The 24,458-nt window shown below is 72.8% G+C and carries 18 protein-coding genes, 1 pseudogene and 1 riboswitch; of the genes and pseudogenes, 10 read left to right on the forward strand and 9 right to left on the reverse strand.

The genetic code is table 11. The features are described from left to right. Nucleotides 1–36 precede the first annotated feature (36 nt). Entirely contained in the window at nt 37–1,728 is a 1,692-nt protein-coding gene (locus ACH4OW_RS36865; RefSeq protein WP_398032852.1) for a sensor histidine kinase, read from the forward strand. On the opposite strand, the gene ACH4OW_RS36870 is transcribed toward ACH4OW_RS36865, so the two are convergent. Continuing rightward, on the reverse strand, nt 1,703–2,491 hold the full coding sequence (locus tag ACH4OW_RS36870) for an ABC transporter permease (RefSeq protein ID WP_398032952.1): 789 nt from the start codon (nt 2,489–2,491) through the stop codon (nt 1,703–1,705). The genes ACH4OW_RS36865 and ACH4OW_RS36870 overlap by 26 nt on opposite strands. 5 nt (nt 2,492–2,496) lie before the next feature. Beyond that, nucleotides 2,497–3,441 carry an ATP-binding cassette domain-containing protein gene (locus ACH4OW_RS36875; RefSeq protein ID WP_398032854.1) on the reverse strand — a complete coding sequence of 315 codons (945 nt, stop codon included), beginning with the start codon at nt 3,439–3,441 and terminating at the stop codon, nt 2,497–2,499. A gap of 169 nt (nt 3,442–3,610) precedes the next feature. Here ACH4OW_RS36875 and ACH4OW_RS36880 point away from each other — a divergent pair, with 169 nt between their 5' ends. After that, nucleotides 3,611–4,261, forward strand: coding sequence for a response regulator (locus ACH4OW_RS36880; protein ID WP_398032955.1), 651 nt, complete (start codon nt 3,611–3,613; stop codon nt 4,259–4,261). Nucleotides 4,262–4,364: 103 nt separating this feature from the next. On the opposite strand, the gene ACH4OW_RS36885 is transcribed toward ACH4OW_RS36880, so the two are convergent. Beyond that, a complete protein-coding gene (locus ACH4OW_RS36885; RefSeq protein ID WP_398032856.1) occupies nt 4,365–7,127 on the reverse strand; it encodes a M4 family metallopeptidase in 2,763 nt (920 codons plus the stop codon). Between the two features lie 391 nt (nt 7,128–7,518). Between ACH4OW_RS36885 and ACH4OW_RS36890 the strand changes: the two genes are divergently transcribed. Both ACH4OW_RS36890 and ACH4OW_RS36895 read left to right on the forward strand, forming a co-directional pair. Then, entirely contained in the window at nt 7,519–8,028 is a 510-nt protein-coding gene (locus ACH4OW_RS36890) for a hypothetical protein (RefSeq protein WP_360138724.1), read from the forward strand. 72 nt (nt 8,029–8,100) lie between these two features. Next, nucleotides 8,101–9,540 (forward strand): flotillin family protein, encoded by a 1,440-nt coding sequence (locus tag ACH4OW_RS36895; RefSeq protein WP_398032859.1) that lies wholly within the window; start codon nt 8,101–8,103, stop codon nt 9,538–9,540. Nucleotides 9,541–9,827: 287 nt separating this feature from the next. Here the strand turns inward: ACH4OW_RS36895 and ACH4OW_RS36900 are convergent, their stop codons facing one another. Further along, nucleotides 9,828–10,397, reverse strand: coding sequence for a class I SAM-dependent methyltransferase (locus ACH4OW_RS36900; RefSeq protein WP_398032861.1), 570 nt, complete (start codon nt 10,395–10,397; stop codon nt 9,828–9,830). 6 nt (nt 10,398–10,403) lie between these two features. On the opposite strand from ACH4OW_RS36900, the gene ACH4OW_RS36905 reads away from it, so the two are divergent. From ACH4OW_RS36905 to metE, 3 genes are all read left to right on the forward strand, one after another. Next, nucleotides 10,404–11,216: an AraC family transcriptional regulator gene (locus ACH4OW_RS36905; RefSeq protein ID WP_398032862.1), complete on the forward strand. Its 813-nt coding sequence runs from the start codon at nt 10,404–10,406 to the stop codon at nt 11,214–11,216. A 136-nt stretch (nt 11,217–11,352) separates the two neighbouring features. Beyond that, complete coding sequence (locus ACH4OW_RS36910) at nt 11,353–12,675, forward strand: cytochrome P450 (RefSeq protein ID WP_398032864.1); 1,323 nt, start codon at nt 11,353–11,355, stop codon at nt 12,673–12,675. 75 nt (nt 12,676–12,750) lie between these two features. Beyond that, nucleotides 12,751–12,980, forward strand: a riboswitch (cobalamin riboswitch). A 164-nt stretch (nt 12,981–13,144) separates the two neighbouring features. After that, nucleotides 13,145–15,463: a 5-methyltetrahydropteroyltriglutamate--homocysteine S-methyltransferase gene (metE, locus tag ACH4OW_RS36915; RefSeq protein WP_398032867.1), complete on the forward strand. Its 2,319-nt coding sequence runs from the start codon at nt 13,145–13,147 to the stop codon at nt 15,461–15,463. Nucleotides 15,464–15,524: 61 nt separating this feature from the next. Here metE and ACH4OW_RS36920 read toward each other — a convergent pair whose 3' ends face one another. After that, complete coding sequence (locus ACH4OW_RS36920; protein WP_398032870.1) at nt 15,525–16,544, reverse strand: NADP-dependent oxidoreductase; 1,020 nt, start codon at nt 16,542–16,544, stop codon at nt 15,525–15,527. A 70-nt stretch (nt 16,545–16,614) separates the two neighbouring features. Between ACH4OW_RS36920 and ACH4OW_RS36925 the strand changes: the two genes are divergently transcribed. After that, entirely contained in the window at nt 16,615–17,697 is a 1,083-nt protein-coding gene (locus ACH4OW_RS36925; protein WP_398032872.1) for a GlxA family transcriptional regulator, read from the forward strand. A gap of 15 nt (nt 17,698–17,712) precedes the next feature. Here the strand turns inward: ACH4OW_RS36925 and ACH4OW_RS36930 are convergent, their stop codons facing one another. Then, nucleotides 17,713–19,131, reverse strand: coding sequence for a short-chain fatty acyl-CoA regulator family protein (locus tag ACH4OW_RS36930; RefSeq protein ID WP_398032874.1), 1,419 nt, complete (start codon nt 19,129–19,131; stop codon nt 17,713–17,715). 288 nt (nt 19,132–19,419) lie between these two features. Between ACH4OW_RS36930 and ACH4OW_RS36935 the strand changes: the two are divergent. Then, a pseudogene (locus ACH4OW_RS36935) lies at nt 19,420–20,151 on the forward strand (hypothetical protein). A 115-nt stretch (nt 20,152–20,266) separates the two neighbouring features. On the opposite strand, the gene ACH4OW_RS36940 reads toward ACH4OW_RS36935, so the two are convergent. The 3 genes from ACH4OW_RS36940 to otr(B) form a co-directional block, all read right to left on the reverse strand. Next, a complete protein-coding gene (locus ACH4OW_RS36940; protein WP_398032877.1) occupies nt 20,267–20,968 on the reverse strand; it encodes a (2Fe-2S)-binding protein in 702 nt (233 codons plus the stop codon). A gap of 58 nt (nt 20,969–21,026) precedes the next feature. Then, entirely contained in the window at nt 21,027–21,782 is a 756-nt protein-coding gene (locus tag ACH4OW_RS36945; RefSeq protein WP_360132649.1) for an AfsR/SARP family transcriptional regulator, read from the reverse strand. A 265-nt stretch (nt 21,783–22,047) separates the two neighbouring features. Beyond that, nucleotides 22,048–23,739, reverse strand: coding sequence for an oxytetracycline resistance efflux MFS transporter OtrB (gene otr(B) / locus ACH4OW_RS36950; RefSeq protein WP_360132646.1), 1,692 nt, complete (start codon nt 23,737–23,739; stop codon nt 22,048–22,050). 146 nt (nt 23,740–23,885) lie between these two features. Between otr(B) and ACH4OW_RS36955 the strand changes: the two genes are divergently transcribed. Further along, nucleotides 23,886–24,365 (forward strand): MarR family winged helix-turn-helix transcriptional regulator, encoded by a 480-nt coding sequence (locus ACH4OW_RS36955; RefSeq protein WP_398032881.1) that lies wholly within the window; start codon nt 23,886–23,888, stop codon nt 24,363–24,365. The last annotated feature ends 93 nt before the right edge of the window (nt 24,366–24,458 follow it).

The following is a 24,458-nucleotide window of genomic DNA, read 5'->3' on the forward strand; positions in this document are numbered from 1 at the left end:
CGAGCGCCTGCACACCCGCCTCGGTAGGCTCAGGCGGTGATCAGTCGCATAGGTGCCGGCGCCGGAACGACCGACGTGCGCAAGGGCGCGCGGGCCGCTGTCGCGTCTCCGAGACTGCTGGTGACGGATGTGCTCCTGTGGGCGATGCTGACGGGGGCCGGAGTTCTGTGGTGGTCGGAGCGTACGCAGGCGTCGCTGCCGGTCGATCTGTTGCTGCCGGCCCTGGTGCTGGCGATTGCCGTGCCGGGCAGCCGGAGGTGGCCCGGTGCGGCCGTACTCCTGGCCAACGGACTGTGTGCTCTCGGGCTGGCCTCGCCCGGCTCCCCCGCCAACCCGTACCTGCTGGCCTTGGCCGTCCTGTCCGGTCTGCTCGGTCACCGGTCTGCCGGTGTTGCCGTGCTGGGCGTATTCGGTGCCTGCCTGGCCGCCGACCTCGTGTTGTGCGCCTTGCTCCAGTACGGCGTCGTGCACTGGTTCTACACCGTGACGTTGCTTCCTCTGGCCATGGTGCTGCCCTGGCTGACCGGCCGGTACTGGCGGGCGCGACAGGACGTGGTCCACGGCGGCTGGCACCGTGCGTACAGCCTGGAGAAGGAACAGGAGTACGTGGCGGAACGGGCCCGGCTGCGGGAACGGACCCGGATCGCGTCCGACATGCACGACTCCCTCGGGCACGAACTCAGCCTGATCGCCCTGCGGGCCGGGGCTCTGGAGCTCTCGCCCACCCTGGCCGGCCAGGACCGCAGCGACCTCGCCGAGCTGCGCAGTATGGTCGCGGACGCGGTGGACCACCTCCGGGACACCGTCGGGGTTCTCCGGGAGGACGCCGAGGCGGAGCCCGCTGCCGAAGCGGCGGGCGCCTGGGCGCCGGCGGCGTCCGGCGGCGCGTCCGTCGAGTCCGTGGAGCAACTCGTCCGCCGCGCGCGGGAGTCCGGGGTCACGGTCGAGCTGTGCCGTGAGGGCGAGGGACCCGCCCTCACGCCGCTCGTCGACCGGGCGGTGTACCGGGTGGTCCAGGAGTCGCTGACCAACGCCGTCAAGCACGCCCCCGGCAGCGCCGTACGCGTACGGATCGCCCGCGGCCGCGGCCGCACCGAGGTACGGGTGTCCAACTCGGCTCCTCCGGCAGGTGCGGCGGCGCAGGCGAGGACGGGGGGTCACGGGCTGGCCGGCTTGCGGGAGCGCGTCCTGATGCTCGGCGGGACGCTGCGGGCGGCGCCGTCGGCGGACGGCTTCGACGTGGTCGCCTCCCTGCCGGACCGGGTGCGCTCCCACCAGCCGGGCGATGCCGGACCACGCGCACGGGCGGCGGAACCCGTATCGGTACGCCGGCTGGCTTCGGCCGCCCGGCGCCGCGCACGGCTGCGCTTCGCCCTCGCCTCGGCGGTCCCGGCCGGGGTCGGGCTGGTCACGCTCGTCTCCGCAGGACTGCTGGGGTACCAGCTGTCCGCATGCGTGCTCCAGCCTGCGGACTACGCGGTGCTTCGCGTCGGTGCCGTACGCCAGAACTACGAGGGGGTGCTGCCGAGGCAGCCGTTCCGCTATCCGTCCGACCACATGAAGGCGCAGCCCGCGCCCGCGGGGGCCGCGTGCGAGTACTACCGGTCGAACATCAACTTGCTGGAGCAGGTTGATGTGTACCGGCTCTGCTGGTCCGGCTCCCGTCTGGTCGCCAAGGACGTGCTGTCCGCCCGGCCGGGCGTCACGCGTCGCGGCGCTGGAGCATGAGCAGCCCTGCCACCTGCGCGGCGGCCGTCCATGCCACCACGATCAGCGCCGCCACGACCGCCGGGTACGGCGCGTCGGCACCCCCGTGCATCATGTGCATGCCTGCGGTCTGCGGCAGGTAGTCGTTGAGCGTCAGCAGCACGTCACCGCCCAGCCCCGTCAGCGCGCTCGGCGCAGCGGAGACGAGGACGAAGAGTGCGGTCAGCGCTCCGGCCGACGCGCGCAACGCGAACGACACGCCCACCGCGAGCACCGCGACCAGTGCGCAGTACAGCCCCATCGCGCACAGTTGGACGGCCGCCTCGGACACCGCGAAGGTGGCGTGGCCCTGGAAAGGCGCCCAGGCCACCGCCATGCCCAGCACACCGAACAGCACACCGCCGGCGAACGCCACCACCGCGTTCACCACGGCCTTGGCGAGCAGCACCCGGTGTCTGACCGGGACACCCAGCAGCGACGTGCGGACGCTGCTCGTGGCGTACTCGCTCGTCACCGTGATCATCGCCAGTACGACGAAGACGAACTGCCCCACGAGGAGGGAGGTCACCGGCGCATTGCCGACCGGCTGCCGCGGGGCGTCGTTGATGCGGGCGATGGAGCCGTAATAGAAGGCGAAGACCGCTGTCACCACCACGCCCGCCACGAGGCAGATGTAGGGAGAGCGGACGGACCGCAGTTTTACCCACTCGGCGACGATCGCTCCGGCCAACCCGCCGCCCGCGTACGGGCGCCGTGCCACCGGCGTGTCCACAGTTGCCGACATGCCGCTCACGCCCCCGCCTTCTCGCCCTGCGCGGCCTCGGACGCGCCGTACTCCACGCTTTCGGCCGTCAGCTCCATGTACGCCTGCTCCAACGTGGCCGGTACGTCCGTCAGTTCGTGCAGCCGTACGCCGAGCCGGTGGGCGAGGTCGCCGATCTCGCCGATGCCGGCGCCTTTGACGAGGACGACACCGTCGCCGACCGGGTCGACGTGCACGCCGGCCCGCGCGGCGAGGTGACCGGTCAGCAGGCGCAGGTCGTCCGGCGCGGGGGCGTGCACCCGTACCGAAGCCTGCGAACCGGCCGCCAGGAATTCCGCCATGGACCGGTCCGCGAGCAGCCTGCCCTTGCCGATGACGACGAGCCGGTCGGCGGTCTGCTGCATCTCGCTCATGAGGTGGCTGGAGAGGAAGACCGTACGGCCTTCGGCGGCCTGGGCACGGACGAGTTCCCGCACCCACCGCACCCCGTCGGGGTCGAGCCCGTTGACGGGCTCGTCGAAGAGGAGCACCCGCGGATCGCCGAGCAGGGCCCCGGCCACGCCGAGCCGCTGGTACATCCCCAGGGAGAAGGTCCCGGTACGCCGCCGCGCCACCTTCGCCAGCCCCACCGCTTCCAGCACCTCGTCCACCCGCTTCGCGGGAATCCCGTTGGTGCCGGCCTGCGCCAGGAGATGGCTGCGTGCCGAGCGGGCCGGGTGCAGCGCCTTCGCGTCGAGGAGGGCACCGACCTCGCGCAGCGGATGCCGGATCGCGGAGTACGGCCTGCCGTCGATGAGCGCCTCTCCTCCGGAGGGGTGGTCAAGGCCGACGATCATGCGCATGGTGGTCGACTTGCCGGCTCCGTTGGGGCCCAGGAAGCCGGTCACCTGCCCCGCTGTGATGTCGAGTGTCAGGCCGTCGACGGCGGTGGTCGTGCCGTACCGCTTCGTCAGGCCGCTGAGTGTGATCACGCTTTCCTCCGGTCCACCTGTGTTCGGACGGGCACGACCGTAGGTACCAGCGGGTACCGCGCACATCGCTCCAGAGGTGGTGATCACACCGTTACTTTCGTCGGGGGTACCGTGCCGGACGCCCGATTCAGCCCGTGGGAGCGGTCGTTAAGCTGTGCCGGTGGTACGAGTGCTGGTGGCAGACGACGAGGCGATGGTCCGCGCCGGCGTGCGTGCGGTCCTGGCGCGGGACCCCGGGATCGAGGTCGTCGCCGAGGCCGCCGACGGGCACGAGGCCGTCGGTGCCGCGCGGGAACACCGGCCGGCCGTGGCGCTGGTGGACATCCAGATGCCGCGGCTGGACGGGATCGCCGCGGCCGCCCGGATCTACCGGGACCTGCCGGACACCGCGGTGATCATGCTGACCACGTTCGGCGAGGACCGGTTCATCGCGCAGGCGCTGAAGGCGGGCGCCAGCGGCTTCCTGCTCAAGGCGGACGATCCGCGCGAACTCCTGTCCGGGGTGCACGCGGTGGCCGCCGGGGGCGCCTACCTTTCGCCCAGGGTCGCCGCACGGGTGATCAGCGGACTGCGCGCGGGGCGGTTGCCGGACGGCGTGCCGTCCCGCCACCCGATGGACCGGCTGACCGGGCGGGAGCGCGCGGTCCTCGCGCTCCTGGGCGCGGGATGGTCCAACGCGGAGATCGCCGCCCGCTTGAACCTGGTCGAGGGCACGGTGAAGGCCCACGTGAGCGCGATCCTGGGCAAGCTCGGCATGCGCAACCGTGTGGAGGCGGCGATCGCGGCCTGGGAGGCAGGCATCGTCGGCCGCGACCGTTGAGCGGCGGTGTCCGGGCCCCGGCCGGGCGCCCGCCGCCGACCGGGTGGCCGGCACGTGCCGGCCACCCGTTGTCCCGGGCCGTGGAACGGACCGTTGTCGGATGTCAGTCGCAGCGTCCCGCCGGTCGTGTCCGGGTGACCAGGTCCGTGTAGCCGGTCGTGCCGTCGAGCCATACCACCTGGCGGCCGCCCGGGGCGGCGGCCCATGTCTGTTCACCGCGGTTGCAGGACACCCGGTCCCGCTGCTTGCCGTCGGCCGGGAACTGCCAGAGCTTGGACAGCGTCTCGTTGCGGAAGTCGGTGGCGGGCGTCCAGGCGGTGACGGTCGCCGCCTCGTCGGTGGCGACGAGGTCGGAACCCCTGAGTGCCTCCGGGCCCTCGCCCGGGCTGAGGTCCGTCACCCGCGTACCGTCCAGGTCGGCGCGGCGCAGCGCCGTGAAGCCGCTCTCCGCGTCGGTGGGGGCCAGCCAGTAGACGTGCGTGCCGTTGATCGCGGTCTGCCCGATGCCGGCGGGGGTTCCGAGCTGCCCCATCTCCGTCCGCTTGCCCGTCTGCACGTCGTACACCTCGACCCCGTAGGTACGGGCCGAGCCGGTGCCGCGGATCGTGCCGTATGCGATTCTGCCGTGGCTGATGGACGGGTATCCGGTGCGCAGGCCGTGCTCGTCGTGCACGTCCACCACGGTCGGGTCGCTGAGCCTGAGATACCGTACGAGCTGCCGGCCCGGCCGGGGATGTGATTCGAAGACCACCACGTCGCCCTCGACCCGCAGGTCCACGGCGCCCCGCCGGCCCGACCACAGCTTCTTGACCGGCCCGCCCGCGATCGGCCGCGCGAGGATGTCGACGGACCTGCGGTTGTACGACAGCCACACCACGGTCTTGCCGTCGGTGGCCGGGTGCACGTGGAAGCGGCCGTCGTTGGGGCTCATCAGCTTCTGCGCGCCGGTGCCGTCCGCGCGTCCGGCCCACACCGAGTACGGCTCGGTGCCGTCGTCGTTGGACTTGGACGCGGCCCACCAGCCGCCGCCCGCGCCGGTCTTGACGCCGTCCGTGTTGAGCCGGCCCAGGAGCTGGTCGGAGTCGACGCCCGTGGCCAGCTCCCAGCCGGGCACGATGCCGTGGGCGCTGAACGCCCGTTCGGCGGCCCTGAGCTGGGGGCCGGTCGCGTTCAGGGCGCGGGCGGCGGCGAGGACGGCGGCCCGGCCCTCGGTGAAGCCGTCCAGCGGGGTCAGGTACTCGGTCAGTGCCTTGTAGACGATCCTGTCGGCGAGCGTGTTGCCGAGGTCTTCGCGCAGGTCCCACAGGGCGCCCGAGAAGATCGTGGAGTTGAGGTGGACGCCGCCGTTGTCGGTGGCGAAGGACACCCCGAGAAAGGACTTCGAGGTGGTACGGCCGTCGTTGAGGTCACGGGTCGCGCAGGCGCGCGGTGGCTTGTTCCGGCACAGCGACTCCCCCAGCAGCCCGGAGTCGGGGCTGTCCGTGGGGATGCCGTACGTGTCCGTCTCGACGGCGTTGCCGAAGTAGTCGGCTATCGCCTCGTTCAGGGCGCCGGACTGGCCCGCGTAGACGAGGTTGGCCGAGTGCTCCACGACGCCGTGGGTCATCTCGTGGCCGACGACGTCCAGGCCGGCGGAGAGCGTACGGTACTCGGCGTCGCCGGCCCCGTAGACCATCTTGGTGCCGTCCCAGAAGGCGTTGATGTACGGCTGCCCGAACTGGGTCACGCCCACCAGCGAGTTGACGGCCATGCCCCGGCCGTCCAGGCTGTCGCGGCCGTGCCGCTGCCGGTAGTAGTCGTATACCTGTCCCGCGGCCCAGTGCGCGTCGACGGCACCCGCCTCGGTGGCCTCCGGCCCGAAGGCCGGGGTCGGCGAACCGAACTCCTGGATGTCGTACGGCCAGGTTCCGGAGACGTCGCTGACGTCCTTGCCGCGCGCGTCCCACGTGGACAGCGTGTTCTTGCTGCTGCCTGCCATGCGGGTGTGGTCGCGCAGCACGTATGCCGTGCGCGACTCCTCGTACGCCACGGGGAGTTCGACGGTCTTCCCGTCGTACTTGACGCCGGAGCCCTTGACGCCGGATTCCTTGGCGCCGGAGCCCTTGACGCCGGAGCCCTTGACGCCCGGCTGCTCGGCCGCGCGGCGGGCAGCGCCGGCGGCGGCGGTGCGGAACGTCTTGATCCCGCTGTACTGGAGGACCGGGTAACCCGCCTGCGCGTCGACGTACACCTCGTGGAGCACCGGCTCGCCGGTGACCGGGTGGGTGCCCCGGACGGTCACGTGCCGGGTGAGCACGCCCGCGCCGCGCGGGATGACGACCAGCCCCCGGTCCTTGCCGGTCAGCGGCTGCGCGTCCGCGCGGGGCAGGCGCTTGCCGAGGAGCCGGTCCGTGGTCGCGTCGACCGCCCGCTCGACGGCCAACGCCTCGTCCACCCCGGGCTCCACGCCGGCCGTCAGGCCGGTGAAGTACTTGCCCGACGCCCCGGTGACGACGCGGTCGCCGCCCTTGCGTTCCATCCGCACCACGTACTGCCCGCCCAGGACGTCCACGCCCCGGTGCTTCTGCTGGAGCCGTACGATCTCGCGGCCGCCCGTGCCGGTCGTCCCCACGGGCCGCAGGTCACGCTGCGGATCGCCGATGTGGTAGCGCCCCTCCCCTGCCGCGAGGTGCCCGCGCGCCGCGTCCGCCGCGCTGCCCGTGCCGTCGGCCTTCTCGCGGATGCCTTCCACCAGCGCGGGGGTTGCGGTGCGCTCCCCCGGCACCACCTCGCCGGGGCCGACCGGCGGCCCCGCGGGCACCGCGCCGGCCGGAACCGCCGCCACCACGAGTGCGGCGACGCCGGTCAGTGCCACCGCACCGGCCATCGCCCGCCATGTGCCGGCCGCTTCCCGCGGCCCGCGTAACCGGCTCGGACCGTCCGGTCCGCGTCTCTTCGCTCTCCCGTCACGTTCTCTGCGCTCACGCAAGGTGACCCCTTTCGCCTGCTGCCCTGTACCTGACAGCCGTCACTCGTAAGGACAGGGACATGCAAGCGGCGTCCCGGGCCCCGCACCATGGTGAAACCGGCGCGTTGGAGGACGATTTCCGGCCGCGGGTGCCGGGGGCGCGCCTCGCGCGGGACGCGTCACGCAATCAGTCAGAGTCAGGCATCAAGAACGCGTTAAGACTGCCGGGTTCTGGCAATGTCGCGTCTCGGGCACGCATGTCACCATCCACCTGATCACAGATTTCGACGTGTCAGGGAGGTGGTCGAGGGTGCCGTACTTTCTCGGTCTCGGCATTGCGGGTGTCGTACTCCTGGCGCTTTCGCTGATCTTCGACGGTCTGCTCGAAGGACTGCTCGGCGGCGTACTGGACGGCCCGCTCGACGGATTGCTGTCGCTCCCGGTCATCGCGGGGTTCGTCTCGATGCTCGGCTTCACCGGTGCCATCGTGCTCGGCACCACCGGGGCCGGAGCCGGCGTGGCCACGGCCGCCGGGGTCCTCGCCGGGCTCGTGGCCGGCCGGCTGACGTGGCAGGGCAGCCGCGCGCTGATGCGCCATCAGACCGCCGACACGCCGCGCAACGCCGACCTGGTCGGCAGTACGGGGTCGGTGATCACCGCCATTCCGGCCGACGGGTACGGCGAGGTGCTGCTGCGCTGGTCCGGCCAGCCCGTGAAGCTGGCCGCCAAGTGCGCGGCACCGGTCGAGCGCGGCGCCGAGGTCTGGGTGGAGACGACGCTGTCGAGCACGTCGGTCGCCGTCCGCCGCGTCGAGCGCTGACCCGCCGGCCAACGGAACAACCCGTTCAACCCAATCGATCTGCCGTCCCCCGGGTGGCAGGGGGGATACCTCATGAGTCCAGTCGTCATCGCCGTGGTGGGAGTCGTCGTACTCCTCGTCCTGCTGGCCCTCGTCGTGATCACGCGGTACAAGGTCGCGGGTCCCAGCGAGGCCTTCATCATCACCGGCCGGCGCGGAAGGAAGTCCACCGACCCGGAGACCGGCCGCGTCTCCATCGACAACAGCGGCCAGAAGGTCGTGGTCGGCGGCGGCGTCTTCGTCGTGCCCTTCGTCCAGCAGCGGTTCACCCTCGACCTGTCCAGCCGGCACATCCCCATCGCCGTGCGCGGCGCCGTCACCCTGCGCGGCGTCAAGGCCAACCTCGAAGGCGTCGCGATCGTCAAGGTCGGCGGCAACGAGGACGCCATCCGGGCCGCCGCCCAGCGCTTCCTGCAACAGCAGGACGGCATCGTCGGCTTCACCCAGGAAGTGCTCTCCGGCGCGCTGCGCGCCATCGTCGGCCGGATGGCCGTTGAAGACATCATCCGCGACCGTGCCGCCTTCGCCGGGCAGGTCGCCGAGGAGGCCGAGACGAGCCTGTCGGGCCAGGGCCTGATCCTCGACGCCTTCCAGATCCAGGACATCACCACCGAGGGCTCCTACCTGGAGGACCTGGGACGGCCCGAGGCCGCCCGCGCCCGCCAGGAGGCCGACATCGCCGAGGCCATCGCCAAGCGCGCCTCCGAGCAGGCCCGCCTCAAGGCGGCCGAGGAGATCGCGATCGCCGAGCGGACCTTCTACCTCAAGCAGGCCGAGATCCGCGTCGAGACCGAGGCCGCTGCCGCCAAGGCCGACGCGGCAGGACCGCTGGCCGAGGCCGCACGCCGCCAGGAAGTCCTCGGCGAGCAGGAGAAGGTCGCCCAGCGCCAGGCCGCGCTGACCGACCGCGAACTCGACACCCAGGTGCGCAAGCCCGCCGACGCCGCCCGCTACCAGGCCGAGCAGGAGGCCGAGGCCCGCCGGGTCGCGCTGGTCAAGCAGGCCGAAGCGGACGCCGAACGCGCCCGCCTGACCGGCGAGGGCGAGAAGGCGCACCGGGCCGCGCTCGCCGACGCCGTACGCATCGAGGGCGAGGCCGAAGCCACCGCCATCGCCGCGAAGGGCGCGGCGGAGGCCGAGGCGATGCGCAAGAAGGCCGACGCGTTCGACCGGTACGGCGACGCGGCCGTCATCCAGATGCTGGCCGAGGTCCTCCCGCAGGTCGTCGCCAAGGCGTCCGAACCGCTGAGCGCCGTCGACAAGATGACCGTCATCTCCACCGACGGCGCGAGCCGGCTCTCCCGTACGGTCACCGACAACGTGGCGCAGGGCATGGAACTCCTCAGCTCCACCACCGGAGTCGACCTCGCCGAACTCCTCAAGGACTTCACCCGGCGCGGCACGGCCCGCCCCGCCGACGCACCGTCAGCGGAGCCGGCGGCCGCCAACGGAAAGATAGAGATCACCGACTGAACGCGCCGCCCTCATGGGAGGGCGCGACCGGAGCCCGGCGGGAATTCCCGCCGGGCTCCGCCTACAGTGACCCGATGGACAGCCACCCGGACCAGAGCGTGCCATCAGGCCGGGTGTCGGTCCGCCTCACCCCCGTGGAAGCGAACCTGCCGCGTCACTCGTCAACCTGGTCTGCGCGGAAGCGCAGCGGAGAGCGCCAGGGTCCGTTACGAGCCACGCCAGTTGGACGCTCTGCCCTCCCTGCCCACCGAGTTCCGCGTCCGCTGGGACTGAGCCATGCGCCGGCCTCAGCGTGCGGCGTGGAAGCGGAACCTGCCCTTGGCGAGGGCGACGTCGGCCGGGCCGAACCCGGCGGCGCGCAGTCGCCGCGGCAGGGTCTCCGGCGGCACGGGCACGTAAGTGTCCCCGAGGTGCAGCAGGCGGAACATCGCGCTCGCGCGCCCGTCGCAGCCCGCGAAGACGCCGCCGGGGCGCAGCACGCGACGGGCCTCGGCGAAGAGGCGGTCCTGCTGCCCGGGGGACGGGACGTGGTGCAGCATCGTGAAGCAGACGACGGCGTCGAACGCGCCGTCGGGAAACGGCATCGACGTCCCGTCGCCGTGCACGACTTCGACCCGGTCCCCATACGTTTTCTGGAGGTTCTTGGCGAACTCGGCGTCGACTTCCAGGACACTGAGACGACCCGGCACACGGCGTTCGAGCACGCGCGTGGTGGCGCCGTAGCCGGGGCCGATCTCCAAGGTCTCGGTGCCGAGTTCCACTCCGTCGAGGGCCCACGGGAGCAGGTTCTGCTCGACTCCCCGTGCCCACTTGCCGGAACTGCAGATCCATTGGTGTACGCGGTTCATGGAGGCCATGCTGCGATGCTAGGAAGCGCCGACGACGTCCACCACGAGGTAGGGCGACAGGTCCTGTCGCGATACGGACAGCTGGCACCTCACGGCGGGTTTCCGCAGGCCGCGGTCATCGTCGGCAGCTTCGCGGTCGACGACGGCCAGTGGTACGGGCGGCACTGGCACACGACGCACCAACTGGCCTGGGCGGAGCGGGGCGTCATCGCCGTACGCGCCCAGGGGAACACCTGGGTCCTGCCGCCGACCATGGCGCTTTGGATACCGGCCGGCGTCGAGCATGCGACGGGGGCGGCCGGCGCGGTCGTGGGCCGGAGCCTGTACTGCGCGCCGGACCGCTGCCCGGTGGACTGGTCGGCGCCCACCGTCGTGGGCGTCTCGCCGCTGCTGCGCGAGCTGATCGCGTACCTGGCGGACGACGGCCTGCCGGCGGAGGCCAGGGAGCGGGCGGAAGCGGTGTTGATCGACCAGTTGCGTCCGGTGTCGGTGACGACCGTACTGGCGCCGCTGCCCAGCGACGACAGGGCGCGCCGCGTCGCACGTGCCCTGCGTACCCGGCCGTCGGACAGCCGGACGCTGGCGGAGTGGGGCGCGGAAGTGGGGGCGAGCGCGCGGACCTTGGCCCGCGCGTTCACCGCGGAGACCGGCATGCCGTTCGGGCAGTGGCGCACCCGGGTGCGCCTCCAGGCCGCGATGCCGCTGCTGGCGGGCGGCGCGACGGTGGCTGCGGTGGCCCCACGGGTCGGCTACGCGTCACCGAGCGCCTTCGTGGCGGCATTCAGGCGCGTGGTCGGGGTGCCGCCGGGGGTCTACTTCTCGCCGTGAGGGGGACGGCAGCCGCCTTCCCGGTCACGCCGGGTGGGAACGACCGCGCGCTCCCGGCGCAAGGCCGTCGACGCCGGAGACAACCGTGGATATCGTCGTGCTCTGGTGATCACAGAGGCCGTTAGGAGGCGTGACCATGCGTATTCCGGGTCCCGAACCCCGGGCGGACGGTGGGGTGGGCGCTGTTGCGGCGGCGGGCGGGCTGCACAACTACCAGTTGCTGCTGCATGCCGAGTACGGGCCCGTCGTACGGTTCCAGCTTCCCGGCGCCGAGACGGCCGTGTCCGTCGCCGACCCCGTGCTGCTGGAGGCTACGGCTCACCTCGACAAGCGGCCTGAGCGGCTGTTCGAGTTCCTGGCCCCGCTGTGCGAGGCGGGCAACCTCCAGGTGCTGCCGGCCGACGAGCACGCCCCGTGGCGGCGCCTGCTGCTGTCGGTGCTGGCCGGACGCCCCTCCCACGAGCGGCACTTCGAGCGGTTCACCGCCCTGGCGACGGCACTGGCGGACCGTTGGGCCGGGCAGGCCGACCGCGGGCCGGTCGCGTTGCAGAAGGATTTGACCGCGCTGTCGCTGCGGATGATCTGCGAGTACGCGCTGGGCGGCGACGCCGCTGACCCGGACGGCGTCGTGACCGCCTTCGAGGAGGTGCTCACCGAATATCTGGGGCGGCTCTACCAGGTGCCGGTGCCGGGGACGCGGGAGGAGCGGGAGCGGCGGACGGAGCGGGCCCTCGCCTACCTCCGCGCGACGGTCGACCGGGTGGTCGCGGCGCACCGCTCCGGCGGCCCCGCCGACCGGAGCGATCTGGTCGGTGCGCTCGTCGCGGCCGGTGAGCGGCCCGCGCGGATCCGCGACACCGTCATGGTGACGCTGCTGGCCGCCCATCACACCACCGGAGTGGCGGTCTCGTGGACCCTGCATCTGCTGGGGCGCCACCCCGAGGTGGGCGAACGGGTCGCCGAGGAGCTGGACCGGGTGCTCGGTGACCGCGCGGTGCCCGGGTACGCCGACCTGCGGCGGCTCACGTATCTGGACATGGTCCTCAAGGAGTCGATGCGGCTGTTCCCGCCCGGTCCTTACGGTGCGCGGGAGACGACCGAGGACCTCGCCCTGGGCGATTACGAGATTCCGGCCGGGACGACGGTCTTCTACCCGTTCTGGGCCGTCCACATGAACCCCCGCTACTGGCCCGAACCCGAGAGGTTCGTGCCCGAGCGTTTCCTCGCGCGGGAGGTGGCCGGGCGGCCGAGGCTGGCCTACGTCCCGTTCGGCATCGGGCCGCGAAGCTGCGAGGGCGCCGCTCTCGCGACGGTCGAGGCCCAACTGGTCCTGGCCGTACTGCTCAAGCGGTTCCGGTTCCGGCCCGCGCCGGGGCACGAGGTGACGCCGGTCGAACGGTTCGTGCTGTGGGCGGCCGACGACATCCGCATGAACGTGAGCCCGCGGCCGTCCGCGTAGGCCGGTCGCGGCCCTCGTGTCCCATCTCACGTACCGCCATGTGAACAGGGGTGTCCGTGCGAGCCGCGCTCGATCTACTGTGTCCGTGCAGCTGGTTCGCCCTGCCCGCCAGGCAGGCGCGTCGTAAGAGGGAACCCGGTGGGAATCCGGGACTGCCCCGCAGCGGTGAGCGGGAACGACCGCCGTCATACGCACTGGATCCGGGCCGCGGATCCGGGAAGCGACGGCCAGTAGGTGTCCGCCGGACGACGATCCGGCAGGCGTGCCCGCGAGTCCGAAGACCTGCCCGTTGCCCGCGCGCGTCCATGCGTGCGCGGACATCCCGGTGACCCCGAGGGAGGGTCGGCGACCACAGCTGGCGGGCACGGGCGTCATCGGACGCCCCATGGTCCGTCCGGTCCGTCATTCCTTCGCGTTCTCGTCCCGTCGCCGGGGTTCGGAGAAGATCACGCTCGCGAAGGAGAGTTCCGTGACAGCGAAGCCCGCAGCCGCGGCAGCACGGGCCACCGTGTACGGCTACCCCCGCCAGGGACAGCACCGGGAACTGAAGAAGGCCGTCGAGGGGTACTGGAAGGGCCGCGTCACCGCGGACGCCCTGCTGGAGACCGCGAAGGACCTGCGCCGTTCGAACTGGCGGCAGCTGGCCGACGCCGGCATCCACGAGGTACCGACCGGCGACTTCTCGTACTACGACCACGTCCTGGACACCAGCGTCATGGTCGGAGCCGTCCCGGACCGGCACCGCGCCGCCGTCGCGGCCGGCGCACTGGACGGCTACTTCGCGATGGCGCGCGGCACTCAGGACGTGGCGCCGCTGGAGATGACGAAGTGGTTCGACACCAACTACCACTACCTGGTGCCCGAGTTGGGGCCCGACACGGTTTTCGCCGCGGACTCCGGCAAGCAGGTGGGAGAACTGGCGGAGGCACTCGCCCTCGGGCACACGCCACGCCCGGTGCTCGTCGGCCCGGTCACCTACCTCCTCCTGGCCAAGCCCGCCCCCGGGGTCGCCGCCGACTTCGAACCGCTGACCCTGCTCGACCGGCTGCTGCCGGTGTACGCCGAGGTCCTGGGCGATCTGCGCGCGGCCGGGGCCGAGTGGGTGCAGCTGGACGAGCCCGCCCTCGTACAGGACCGCACCCCCGCCGAACTCAACGCCGCCGAGCGCGCCTATCGCGTGCTGGGCGCCCTCGCCGACCGCCCGAAGCTGCTGGTCGCCTCGTACTTCGACCAGCTCGGTGAGGCGCTGCCCGTCCTCGCCAAGGCCCCCGTCGACGGTCTGGCGCTGGACTTCACCGAGGCGGCCGCCGGAAACCTGGACGCGCTCGCGGCCGTCGGCGGCCTGCCCGGCAAGCGCCTGGTCGCCGGTGTCGTCAACGGCCGCAACGTCTGGATCAACGACTACGAGAAGTCGCTGGCCACGCTCGGGACCCTGCTGGGCCTGGCCGGCCGGGTCGACGTGGCCGCGTCCTGCTCCCTGCTGCACGTGCCGCTCGACGCCGCCGCCGAGCGCGACATCGACCCGCAGGTCCTGCGCTGGCTGGCGTTCGCCAAGCAGAAGACCGCCGAGATCGCCACGCTCGCCCGCGGACTCGCACAGGGCACGCACACCATCGCCGCCGACCTGGCCGCCAACCGCGCGGACCTGGCCTCCCGCGCCGGTTCCGCGATCACCCACGACCCCGCGGTACGCGACCGGGCCGCCGCCGTCACCGACGCCGCCGGGCGCCGTGCGGCGCCGTACGCCGAGCGGGCCGCCGCCCAGCGCGCCCACCTGGGCCTGCCCCTGCTGCCGACCACCACCATCGGCTCCTTCCCCCAGACCGCCGAGCTGCGGGCCGCCCGCGCCGAGCTGCGTGCGGGGCGCATCGACACGGCCGGGTACGAGGAGCGCATCAGGAACGAGATCCGCGACGTACTCGCCTTCCAGGAGAAGGCGGGCATCGACGTCCTCGTCCACGGCGAGCCCGAGCGCAACGACATGGTGCAGTACTTCGCCGAGCAGCTCGTCGGCTACCTCGCCACACAGCACGGCTGGGTCCAGTCGTACGGCACGCGCTATGTCCGTCCGCCGGTGCTCGCCGGGGACATCTCGCGGCCCGAGCCGATGACGGTGCGCTGGACCCGGTACGCGCAGTCGCTCACCGACCGCCCGGTCAAGGGCATGCTGACCGGCCCGGTCACCATGCTCGCCTGGTCCTTCGTCCGCGACGACCAGCCGCTCGGCGACACCGCCCGCCAAGTGGCCCTGGCCCTGCGCGACGAGGTCGGCGACCTGGAGGCGGCCGGCGCCTCGGTCATCCAGGTGGACGAGCCGGCGCTGCGCGAGACGCTGCCGCTGCGCGCCGCCGGCCGCGCCGCGTACCTGGCCTGGGCCACCGAGGCGTTCCGCCTCACCACCGGCGGGGTGCGCGACCGCACCCAGATCCACACGCACATGTGCTACGCCGAGTTCGGCGACATCGTCCAGGCCATCGACGATCTCGACGCCGACGTCATCAGCCTGGAGGCCGCCCGCTCCCACATGCAGGTGGCCCGCGAGCTGGCCGCACACGGCTACCCCCGTGAGGCCGGCCCCGGCGTGTACGACATCCACTCCCCCCGCGTGCCGAGCGCCGAAGAGGCGGCGAGCCTGCTGCGCAAGGGCCTCGACGCCATCCCGGCCGAGCGCCTGTGGGTCAACCCGGACTGCGGTCTGAAGACCCGGGGCTGGCCGGAGACCCGCGCTTCGCTGGAAAACCTCGTCGCCGCCGCGCGGACCGTCCGGGCGGAGCTTCTCTCCTCCTGAACCTGGACGGGAGACGGCCGGGAGGGCGTGCTCAGGCGCCCTCCCGGCCGGCGCGGCGCACTCAGCGCACGGTGATGACCAGCTTGCCCGTGGTGCGGCCCGTCTCCCCCTGGGCGTGGGCCCGGGCGCCTTCGGCGAGGGGGAAGGTGCCGGAGACGTGGGCGCGGAGCCTGCCTTTTTCGGCGAGACCGGCGATGGCCTGCATCCCGGCCCGGTCGTGTTCGACGAGCAGGGTGACGGCGCGGACCTGTGCCTTCTCCGCCTCGGCCCGGGTGTCCTCGGCGCCCGGCAGCAGGGAGACGAGGATGCCGCCGGGGCGGAGTACGCCCACGGATCGGGTGGCGGTCTCCCCGCCGAGGGCGTCGAGGACGACGTCGTAGCGCTCGTCCGTGTCGGTGAAGTCCTCGGAGCGGTGGTCGATGCAGGCGTCCGCGCCGAGCCCGCGCAGGAAGTCGTGCTTGGGGGCGCTCGCCGTCCCGGTGACGTGCGCGCCGCGCTCCTTGGCGATCTGTACGGCGAGATGGCCGACACCGCCGGCCGCGGCGTGGATCAGCACCCGCTGCCCGGCCCGGAGGTCCGCGGTCTCGACGAGGGCCTGCCAGGCGGTGAGCGCGGCCAGCGGCAGCGCGGCCGCCTGGACGTGGTCGATCCCGGCGGGCTTCGCGGCGAAGGCCCGGGCGGGGCCGGTCACGTACTCGGCGTGGGAGCCGGCCCCGTACGGGTAGGGCAGCATGCCGAACACCTCGTCACCGGGCCGGAAGAGGGTGACGCCCATGCCGGTCTCCACCACGGTGCCGGAGACGTCCCAGCCGAGGGTCAGCGGCGGGGGCGGCAGGAAGATGCTCAGGGCGCGGTGCTTGAAGTCCGTGGGGTTGAGTCCGGCCGCGTGCACGGCGACGAGGATCTCCCCGGGGCCGGGTACGGGCCGGGGAAGCTCGGTCAGGCGCAGCACCTCGGGGCCGCCGAGGGCCGTCTGGTGCAGGGCGAGCATCGTGGGGGCGCCGTCCGGGGTGTTGCGGTTTTCGGGGGCGTTGCGGTTTCCGGCAGTGTTGCGGTTTTCCGGGGTGTTCGTCGAAGTCATGCCTTGATCCTGGCCGTGCGGACCGGCCCCTGGCGATGGCAAGAACGTCAGCTTCCGATACATTCCTGCCATGCTCCTCGACCCTGCCGCCCGCCCCGCGTCCGCCACGCCCTCCCGGACCCGTGACCTCGCCGACCGCGTCGCCGAACTGGACGGCCTCATGCGCCCTGACCCGCGGCCCGGCGCCCACAAGGTCGTCGTCCTCGCCCTCGACGGCGTCTACCCCTTCGAACTCGGCATCCCGCACCGGGTCCTGGGGTCCGCCGACGGCCGTTACGAGGTGCTGTCCGCGAGCGTGGACGGGCGGCCCGTGCGTACCGACTCGGACCTGACCGTCACCCCCGGGCACGGTCCCGAGGTGCTGGCAGCGGCGGACACCGTGGTCATTCCCCCGTACGCGGTCTCCCGGGCCGCGGCGGCCGCACCGGACCCGCAGGCCCTCGCCGCCCTGTCCCGCGTCCGCCCCGGCACCCGCCTGGTGTCCATCTGCACCGGTGCCTTCCTGCTGGCCGCCGCCGGCCTCCTGGACGGGCGCCGGGCCACCACCCACTGGGCGCTCGCCGGCGCCTTCCAGGAGCTGTTCCCCCGGGTCGAGCTCGACGCCGGCGTGCTCTTCGTCGACCACGGCGACGTGCTGACCTCCGCCGGGGCGGCGAGCGGCGTCGACGTCTGCCTGCACCTGGTGCGCCAGGACCACGGCAGCGAAGTGGCCAACCAGGTCGCCCGTTGCTGCGTCGTGCCGCCGTACCGGGACGGCGGGCAGGCGCAGTACATCGAGCGGCCGCTGCCGCCGGCGAGCGCCACCGGCACCGGGCCGACCCGCGACTGGGCGCTGGGCCGACTGGAACTGCCGCTGACGCTGGACGAGTTGGCCGCGCACGCGGCGATGAGCACCCGTACCTTCGCCCGGCGCTTCCGGGAGGAGACCGGCATGAGTCCCGGCCGCTGGCTGACCCAGCAGCGGCTGCGGCGGGCGCGGCACCTGCTGGAGTCCAGCGACCTGCCGGTGGACCGGATCGCCCACGAGGTCGGCTTCGCCACCGCCACCTCGCTGCGGCGGCACCTGGCGGCGGAGGCGGGGGTCGCCCCGTCGGCATACCGGCGCACTTTCCGCGCCGGTACGCCGACGGGGCGACCCCAAGAGCCGGCCTAGGGCCTCACGTCGGCGTCACCGCGTGTCCCGGCCCTCGTCGCCGGTCACGGGATACGGCACGAAGGTGCTGCTGTTCTCGTCGATGGCCAGCGGCCGGCCCAGCGGGGGTACGGCGCGCTGGGGGCAGTCGAGACGTTCGCAGACGCGGCAGCCCATGCCGATGGGCGTGGCGGCGGAGGCGTTGTCGAGGTCGAGGCCGTCGGAGTAGACCAGCCGGGAGGCGTGGCGGATCTCGCAGCCGAGGCCGATGGCGAAGGTCTTGCCGGGCTCGCCCCAGCCGCCGCGGTGGTGGGTGACGGCACGGGCGGTCCACAGGTAGCGCTGCCCGTCCGGCATGGCCGCGACCTGGACGTGGATGCGGCCGGGGGTGGCGAACGCCTCGTACACGTTCCAGAGGGGGCAGGTGCCGCCGGCGCGGGAGAAGTGGAAGCCGGTGGCGGACTGGCGCTTGGACATGTTGCCGGCGCGGTCGACGCGTACGAAGGAGAACGGGACGCCGCGCAGCCGCGGGCGCTGGAGGGTGCTCAGGCGGTGGCAGACGGTTTCGTAGCCGAGCCCGAACCGGTCGGTGAGCCGCTCGATGTCGTAGCGGGCCTCCTCGGCGGCCGTGTGGAAGGCGCGGTAGGGAAGGACCAGTGCGGCGGCGAAGTAGTTCGCCACGCCGATCCGGGCCAGCGACCAGGTGTCGGAGCCCTCCGGGAAGTCCTCGGCGGCCAGCGTGGACAGCTCGTCGCCGTATTCGAGCAGGGCGAGCTGGGTGGCCATGCGGAACGCCTGCTGGCCCGGGCGCAGTCGGCCGGACAGGTGCAGTACGCGGGCGGCGGGGTCGTAGTGGTGCGGCTGCGCCGAGTCCGGGGCGATGCGTATCCCGTGGTGTCCGGTGAGCCGCGCTGACAGGGCCTGGAGCACCTCGCCCGGGCGGATGCCGATGGCGTGGGCGAGGTCCTCCGCCGCCAGGTCGGCGTCGTGGAGGTAGTTCTGCCGCCGGTAGAAGAAGTCCCGGATCTCTTCGTGCGGCGAGCGCGGCGAGCACGACCCGGCGCCGTCCCGGCCCTCCGTCGCCACGGCCAGTTGCTCGGTGAGGGCGTGGTTGCGCCGGCCCAGTTCCAGCAGGACCGCGGCCACGGCCGGCATCCGGTGTGCCAGCTGTGCCAGGTCGGACGGTGCGACCTGGGCCGCGGCGACCTCGTTGGCGAGGGTTTCCCTGAGGTCGGCGACGAGCCGGCTGGTGTCCCGCTCCGAGAAGAAGGCCGCGTCGACGCCGAACGTCTCGGTCAGGCGCAGCAGTACCGGGACGGTGAGGGGCCGGGAGTCGTGCTCCATCTGGTTGAGGTAGCTGGGCGATAGCTCCAGTCTCCGCGCCAGCTCCGCCTGGCTGAGTCCGCGCTCCTCGCGCAGCCGCCTCAGCCGCGCACCCGCATAGGTCTTGCTCACCGGGACTCCTTCACGACGAAGCCCAAGACTAGGCCGTGCCGGCCGATCCGGGAAGGTTGGCAGACTTGGCAATCACCGCGGGGAAGATGCGCAGCAGTTGGCAGCGGGCCACGCTTGATGGCACTCAGTGCCACTGCCAGAGTCTTCCTACGGCCAGCGGACTTCGCGCCGTCACGCGGGGCCGTGCCGCAGAAGATCCGGCACTACGTGCCAGCCGTTCGCACCCTTCACACCCATGAACCCGCCCAGCGCCGGGCGCCCGCCCCTCGGCCCGCGAAGGAGACGCGCGTGTCCACCACCGAACCGACCGGCCACGTCCAGGTGCTCGGCATGCCGGGCGACCGTTTCGACGAGATCCTGACGCCCGCCGCGCTCGGCTTCGTCGGGCACCTCGCCACCGCCTTCGCCGACCGCCACCGCCAGGTGCTCACCGAGCGGCGCCGCCGCGCCCTGCGCCTCTCGTCGGGTTGCCCCCTCGACTTCTCGCGGGCGACCGCCGCCGTCCGCGCCGACCCGCACTGGCGGGTCGCACCGCCGGCGCCGGGGCTCACCGGCCCGCCGGACCGGCGCACCACGGTCGCCGCGCTCACCTCCGGCGCCCAGGTGTGGCTGGCCGACTTCGCGGACGCCACCTCCCCCACCTGGGAGAACGCCATCGGCGGGCAGCTGAGTCCTCGTGCCCTTCTGCCGCGACGTCTTCGACGGCGTGCTGGGCGGGCGGCCGCACCAGATCGACCGCGGCCGGGGTGACGTCGACGTCACGGCCGGCCGGCTCCTGGCCGTCCGCCGCACCGCGGGACCGCCCACCGAGGAGGGCGTGCGCGCCAACGTGGCCGTCGCGCTGCGCTACTTCGGCGCCTGGCTGGGCGGCACCGGTGCCGTGGTTCTCGACGGGCTGATGGAGGACGCGGCAGCCTCGAACGGACGGCGCTCGCCCGCGAACTGCCGGCGTTCTTCACCGCGGACGCCTACGCCCGGTACCTGGTCCGCCGAGCGGTGGCCCCGTACGACCGGGGCTGAGGGGCCCCGGTATGCCGCCGGGGTGAGGGTCCCGGCTGCCGACGGACGGCGCGGAGCGGAACTGAGGCCGCTCCGCGCCCTCCCGGCGTTCGGCCGTCACCGTCCAGTGCGGTGCTTATGCCTGGCTCTTCTCGCGGTGGAGGACGCAGTCGCCGCACAACCCGCCCCCTGGGACGCGGTAGTAGAGGCAGCAGCTGTGGCGGCGGTAGGCGAGGGGTCGGGTGGTGAGCACGCCCGCGTCTTTGAGGGGCCCGCGTCCCAGGAGCGCCGTCGCGAGCGCGAGCGGCGGGTGCGGCAGGTCGGGGGCGCAGGACCGGAGCACTCGTACGGTGCCGACCAGCGCCGAGGCGATGTTGCCCCGCATGACGAGCGGGGAGAGGCCGAAGTGCCGCTCCAGAGCGGCGCCCAAGGGCATGAGGTTCCGTACGACGACGGCCGTGTGCAGCGCAGCGGCCGTGTCGCCGCCGAGGTCAGCGGCCGCCTCGGGCATCCAGAGGTCGATCGGGCCGGACTCGGCCGCCCGCCACCAGAGCCCTTCCGGAGCGAGGTCGGGCACCTGCCCGGTCAGCGCCGCACCGGCCAGGGCGACCGACCACAGGCGGGCGGCCGTACCGAGGTGGAAGGTGGAGGCGGCCACGCGCCGCTGACCGGTGCCGAGCCGCCGCCCCACCTCGGTGACGCGGTCCGCCAGCGGCGCCCGCTCCTGGTAGAGGCCGGCGAGCGGCCGGAACCGCGTGGCGTCCGGCCGGGGCCCGCAGGAGACCGCGAAGTAGGGGCCGATGGCGGAGATCCGCGCGAGTGTCTCGGTGGTCGCCATGTGCCTGCCGTCCGCCTGTACGAGTCCGTGAACGCGAGGGAGCGTACAACGCGCCGCGTCACGACGCGGACTTGAGTACCTCCTCCTGCGCGCGTTGTAGGTCGTGCGAGGGGTCGAGGCCGAGTTCGTCCCGCAGGAGGCGGCGCACCTTGTGGTAGACGTGCAGCGCCTCGCCCCGCCGGCCCGCCTTGCCCAGGGCCAGCATGAGCTGTGCGTGGAACCACTCGTCGTACGGGTACTCCACGACCAGGGACCGCAGGTCGGTGATCAGCTCGCCGTACCTGCCGAGGTCCATGGCGGCCTGGATGCGGAGTTTGCGTACGGAGACGCGCCGCTCGTCGAGGTTGCTCACGTAGTCCCGCAGCGCCCTTCCGCAGGGTACGTCGGCGAGGGGCGTGCCGCGCCACAGCCGCAGTGCCGCCTCGGCCCACCGGACCGCGCCTTCGGCGTCGCGCTCGGCGTAGCCGGCCTGGGCCCGGTCGGCGAGCCGCGCGAAGTGGTGGGTGTCGAGCGACTCCTCGGGTGCGTGGAGCAGGTAGCCGGGGGGCGCGGTGACGATGGAGCGCTCCTGCGGGTCCGCTCCCAGCTCTTCGATGAAGTCCTTGCGCAGTTGGTAGATGTAGGTCTGGGCGGTGGTGACGGCGGTGCGCGGAAGGGCGTCGCCCCACAGTTCGTCGAGGATGGCTTCCAGGCTGACGATCTGGTTCGCCCGCATCACCAGCAGGGCGAGCACCTGTTTCACCTTCGGAGCGGTCGGGGTGTACGCAAGTTGGTCGTTGACGACGCGTATGGGGCCGAGTGCCTTGAAGTCCATGGTTTCCCGCCTCCGCTGAATGTCGTGGTCACACCGTCGGCCGAACGGGACCAGACGCTAACGGCGGTGGGACGGCGGCCCAAGCGAAGGCAACGGAAGTGAAGCCCGGCAGCGGAAACCGGAAGGAGAAACTGCAACCTTGGTGGCAGAGCGCACCGTCGAGGAGCCCGGGGAAGGGGGGAACCGGCCGGTCCGGTGCCGGGAATCGGCCGTTCCGCGCCCCGGCCGGGGCCGCGGGCGCGGAGGGCCGCCGGTTCCCGTGCGGTCAGGCGTCCGGCGCGGGCCGCCGTCCGCCGCCCGCACCGGCGCCGCTTTCGGCCTGCCGCTCCTGCTCCGGCGCCGCCTCCTCCTGGAGTTCGCGCAGGAACCAGGTCAGGACGAAGCCGACCAGCAGCACCGCGCCGCCGGCGAGGAACATGACGTGGAAGCCGTGGGCGAAGGACTCCGTCACCGGCTGGAGCAGCCGGGCGTCGATGCCGTTCAGCAAGGACGTGTCGTCGAGGTTGATCCCCGCGCCCTGTCCGGACCCGGCCATGTCCAGGAAGCGGTGGTTGGCGGGGTCGCCGGTGACCGCCGGGTCCGTCAGGAGGCGCTCGTAGCGCGGGGTGTGCAGCAGGTCGGCGAGGCGCCCGAGCGCCACCGCGAACATGACGGAGAACAGGACCGCGATGCCGGTGGAGCCGCCGATCTGCCGGCACAGCCCGGACGCGCCGTTCGCCACCCCGAGCTGGCTCTTGGGGGCCGAAGCCTGCATGGCGAGGGTGATGACGGTCTGGGACAGGCCGATGCCGACGCCGAGCCACAGGACGATCAGGACGATGACCCACATCGGGGTCGCCGCGTCGGCGGTGGCCATGGTCAGCAGCGCGCCGGCCATCGAGCCCAGGCCCACGATCGCCAGTTTCTTGAACCGGCCCGAGGCCGCGATGAGCTTGCCGGAGACCACCTGGGAGGCGATGGTGCCCAGCATGAACGGGATGACCACCAGACCGGCCTGGGTCGGTGTCCGCCCCTGCACCATCTGGAGGAACAGCGGCAGGGTGGTCACCGTGCCGAAGATGCCGACGCCGATCGTGAAGTTGACGGCCGAGCACAGGGCGATGCCGCCCCGCCGGAAGAGCCCCAGGGGCAGTACGGCCTCCTCGCCCCGCCGCAGCTCGACGGGGATGAACAGCGCCAGCCCGGCCGCGCCCAGCGCGAAGCAGGCGAGGGAGGCCGTCGAGCCCCAGCCCCAGGAGCGGCCCTGTTCGGCCACGATCAGCAGGGGCACCAGGAACAGCGCCAGCGCCGCCGCCCCCAGTACGTCGATCCGGTGCTCCCGCCTCTCGTGCGGCAGGTCGAGCGCCTTGCGTACGGTGACCAGGGCCAGCAGGCCCAGCGGCACGTTGAGCAGGAACACCCAGCGCCAGCCGTCGACGCCGAACACCTGGCCGGCCTCCGCGAAGAAGCCGCCCGCCAGGGGGCCGACGACGCTGGCCACGACCCACGCCATCTGGAGGAAGGCGAAGTAGCGCCCGCGCTCGCGCACCGGGGCCAGGTCGGCGACCACGGCGGTGGGCAGGGACATCAGCCCGCCGCCGCCCAGGCCCTGAACGGCCCGGAAGAGGGCCAGTTCCGCCATCGAGCCGGCCGTGCCGCAGAGCACCGAGCCCACCACGAACACGGCGATGGAGATCAGGTACATGGGCTTGCGCCCGTAGATGTCGGAGAGCTTGCCGTAGAACGGCATCGCCAGCACGGAGGCGATGAGGTAGGCCGTCGTCGCCCAGGCTTGCTCGGTCTGGCCGTGGAGGTCGTCCGCGATGGTGCGCATCGCGGTGGCGATGACCGTCTGGTCCAGCGCCGCGAGGAACACGGCCAGCAGCAGTCCCGACATGGCCGTCAGGATCTGCCGGTGCGTGAACGCCCCGGCTGCCTGGTCCGCCGCGCCCGCCGGGCCCGGATTTGCGGATGACACGGTTCCTCACTCTCCAGGCCGGCGGTTCCGGCCCCGTACCCACACGTTGTCCAGCGTCGGCACCAAGGCCGGGTGCCGAGCGTAATCACCGGCGGGCGGTTTTGACAAGGTCTTGTCGTTCTCGGGTAAGGACATACCCTGTGCCCATGGATTCCTCAGCCCCTGACGTGGACGCCCTGATCGAGGTGACCGCCGAGGTCTTCGCGGTCAACGGCCGCCTGCTCCGCGAAGGCGACAGCCTCACCGCCCACGCGGGGCTCACCTCGGCGCGCTGGCAGGTCGCCGGACTGCTGCTGAACGGCCCCTCGACGGTCGCCCGCCTGGCCCGCGAACGGGGACTGCGGCGGCAGGCGGTCCAGCAGACCGTCGAGCGGCTGCGGGCCGAGGGCGTCGTGACGACCCGGCCCAACCCGCAGGACCAGCGCAGCCCGCTGGTCGAACTCACCCCCAGCGGACGGCAGGCGCTGGACGATCTGCGCCCGCTGGAACGGCGGTGGCTGGAGTACCTGGCCGAGGACGTGCCGGCCGAGGACATGCGCGTCACGATCGCGGTGCTGCGCCGGCTGCGGGAGAAGCTGGACGCCCGGCCCGCGACGGAGTTCGGGACCGGGCGGCAGTCCGCCTGAGGGACGCGCGGTGCGGCGGTACGCCGCCGCCCGGCGCGCGCCGGACCGCCCGCCGCAGTGGCTCAGGCGTCGAATCCGCCTCCAAACCGCCTT

The sequence above is a fragment of the Streptomyces sp. NPDC017056 genome, from assembly GCF_044332485.1.
Lineage (GTDB): Bacteria > Actinomycetota > Actinomycetes > Streptomycetales > Streptomycetaceae > Streptomyces.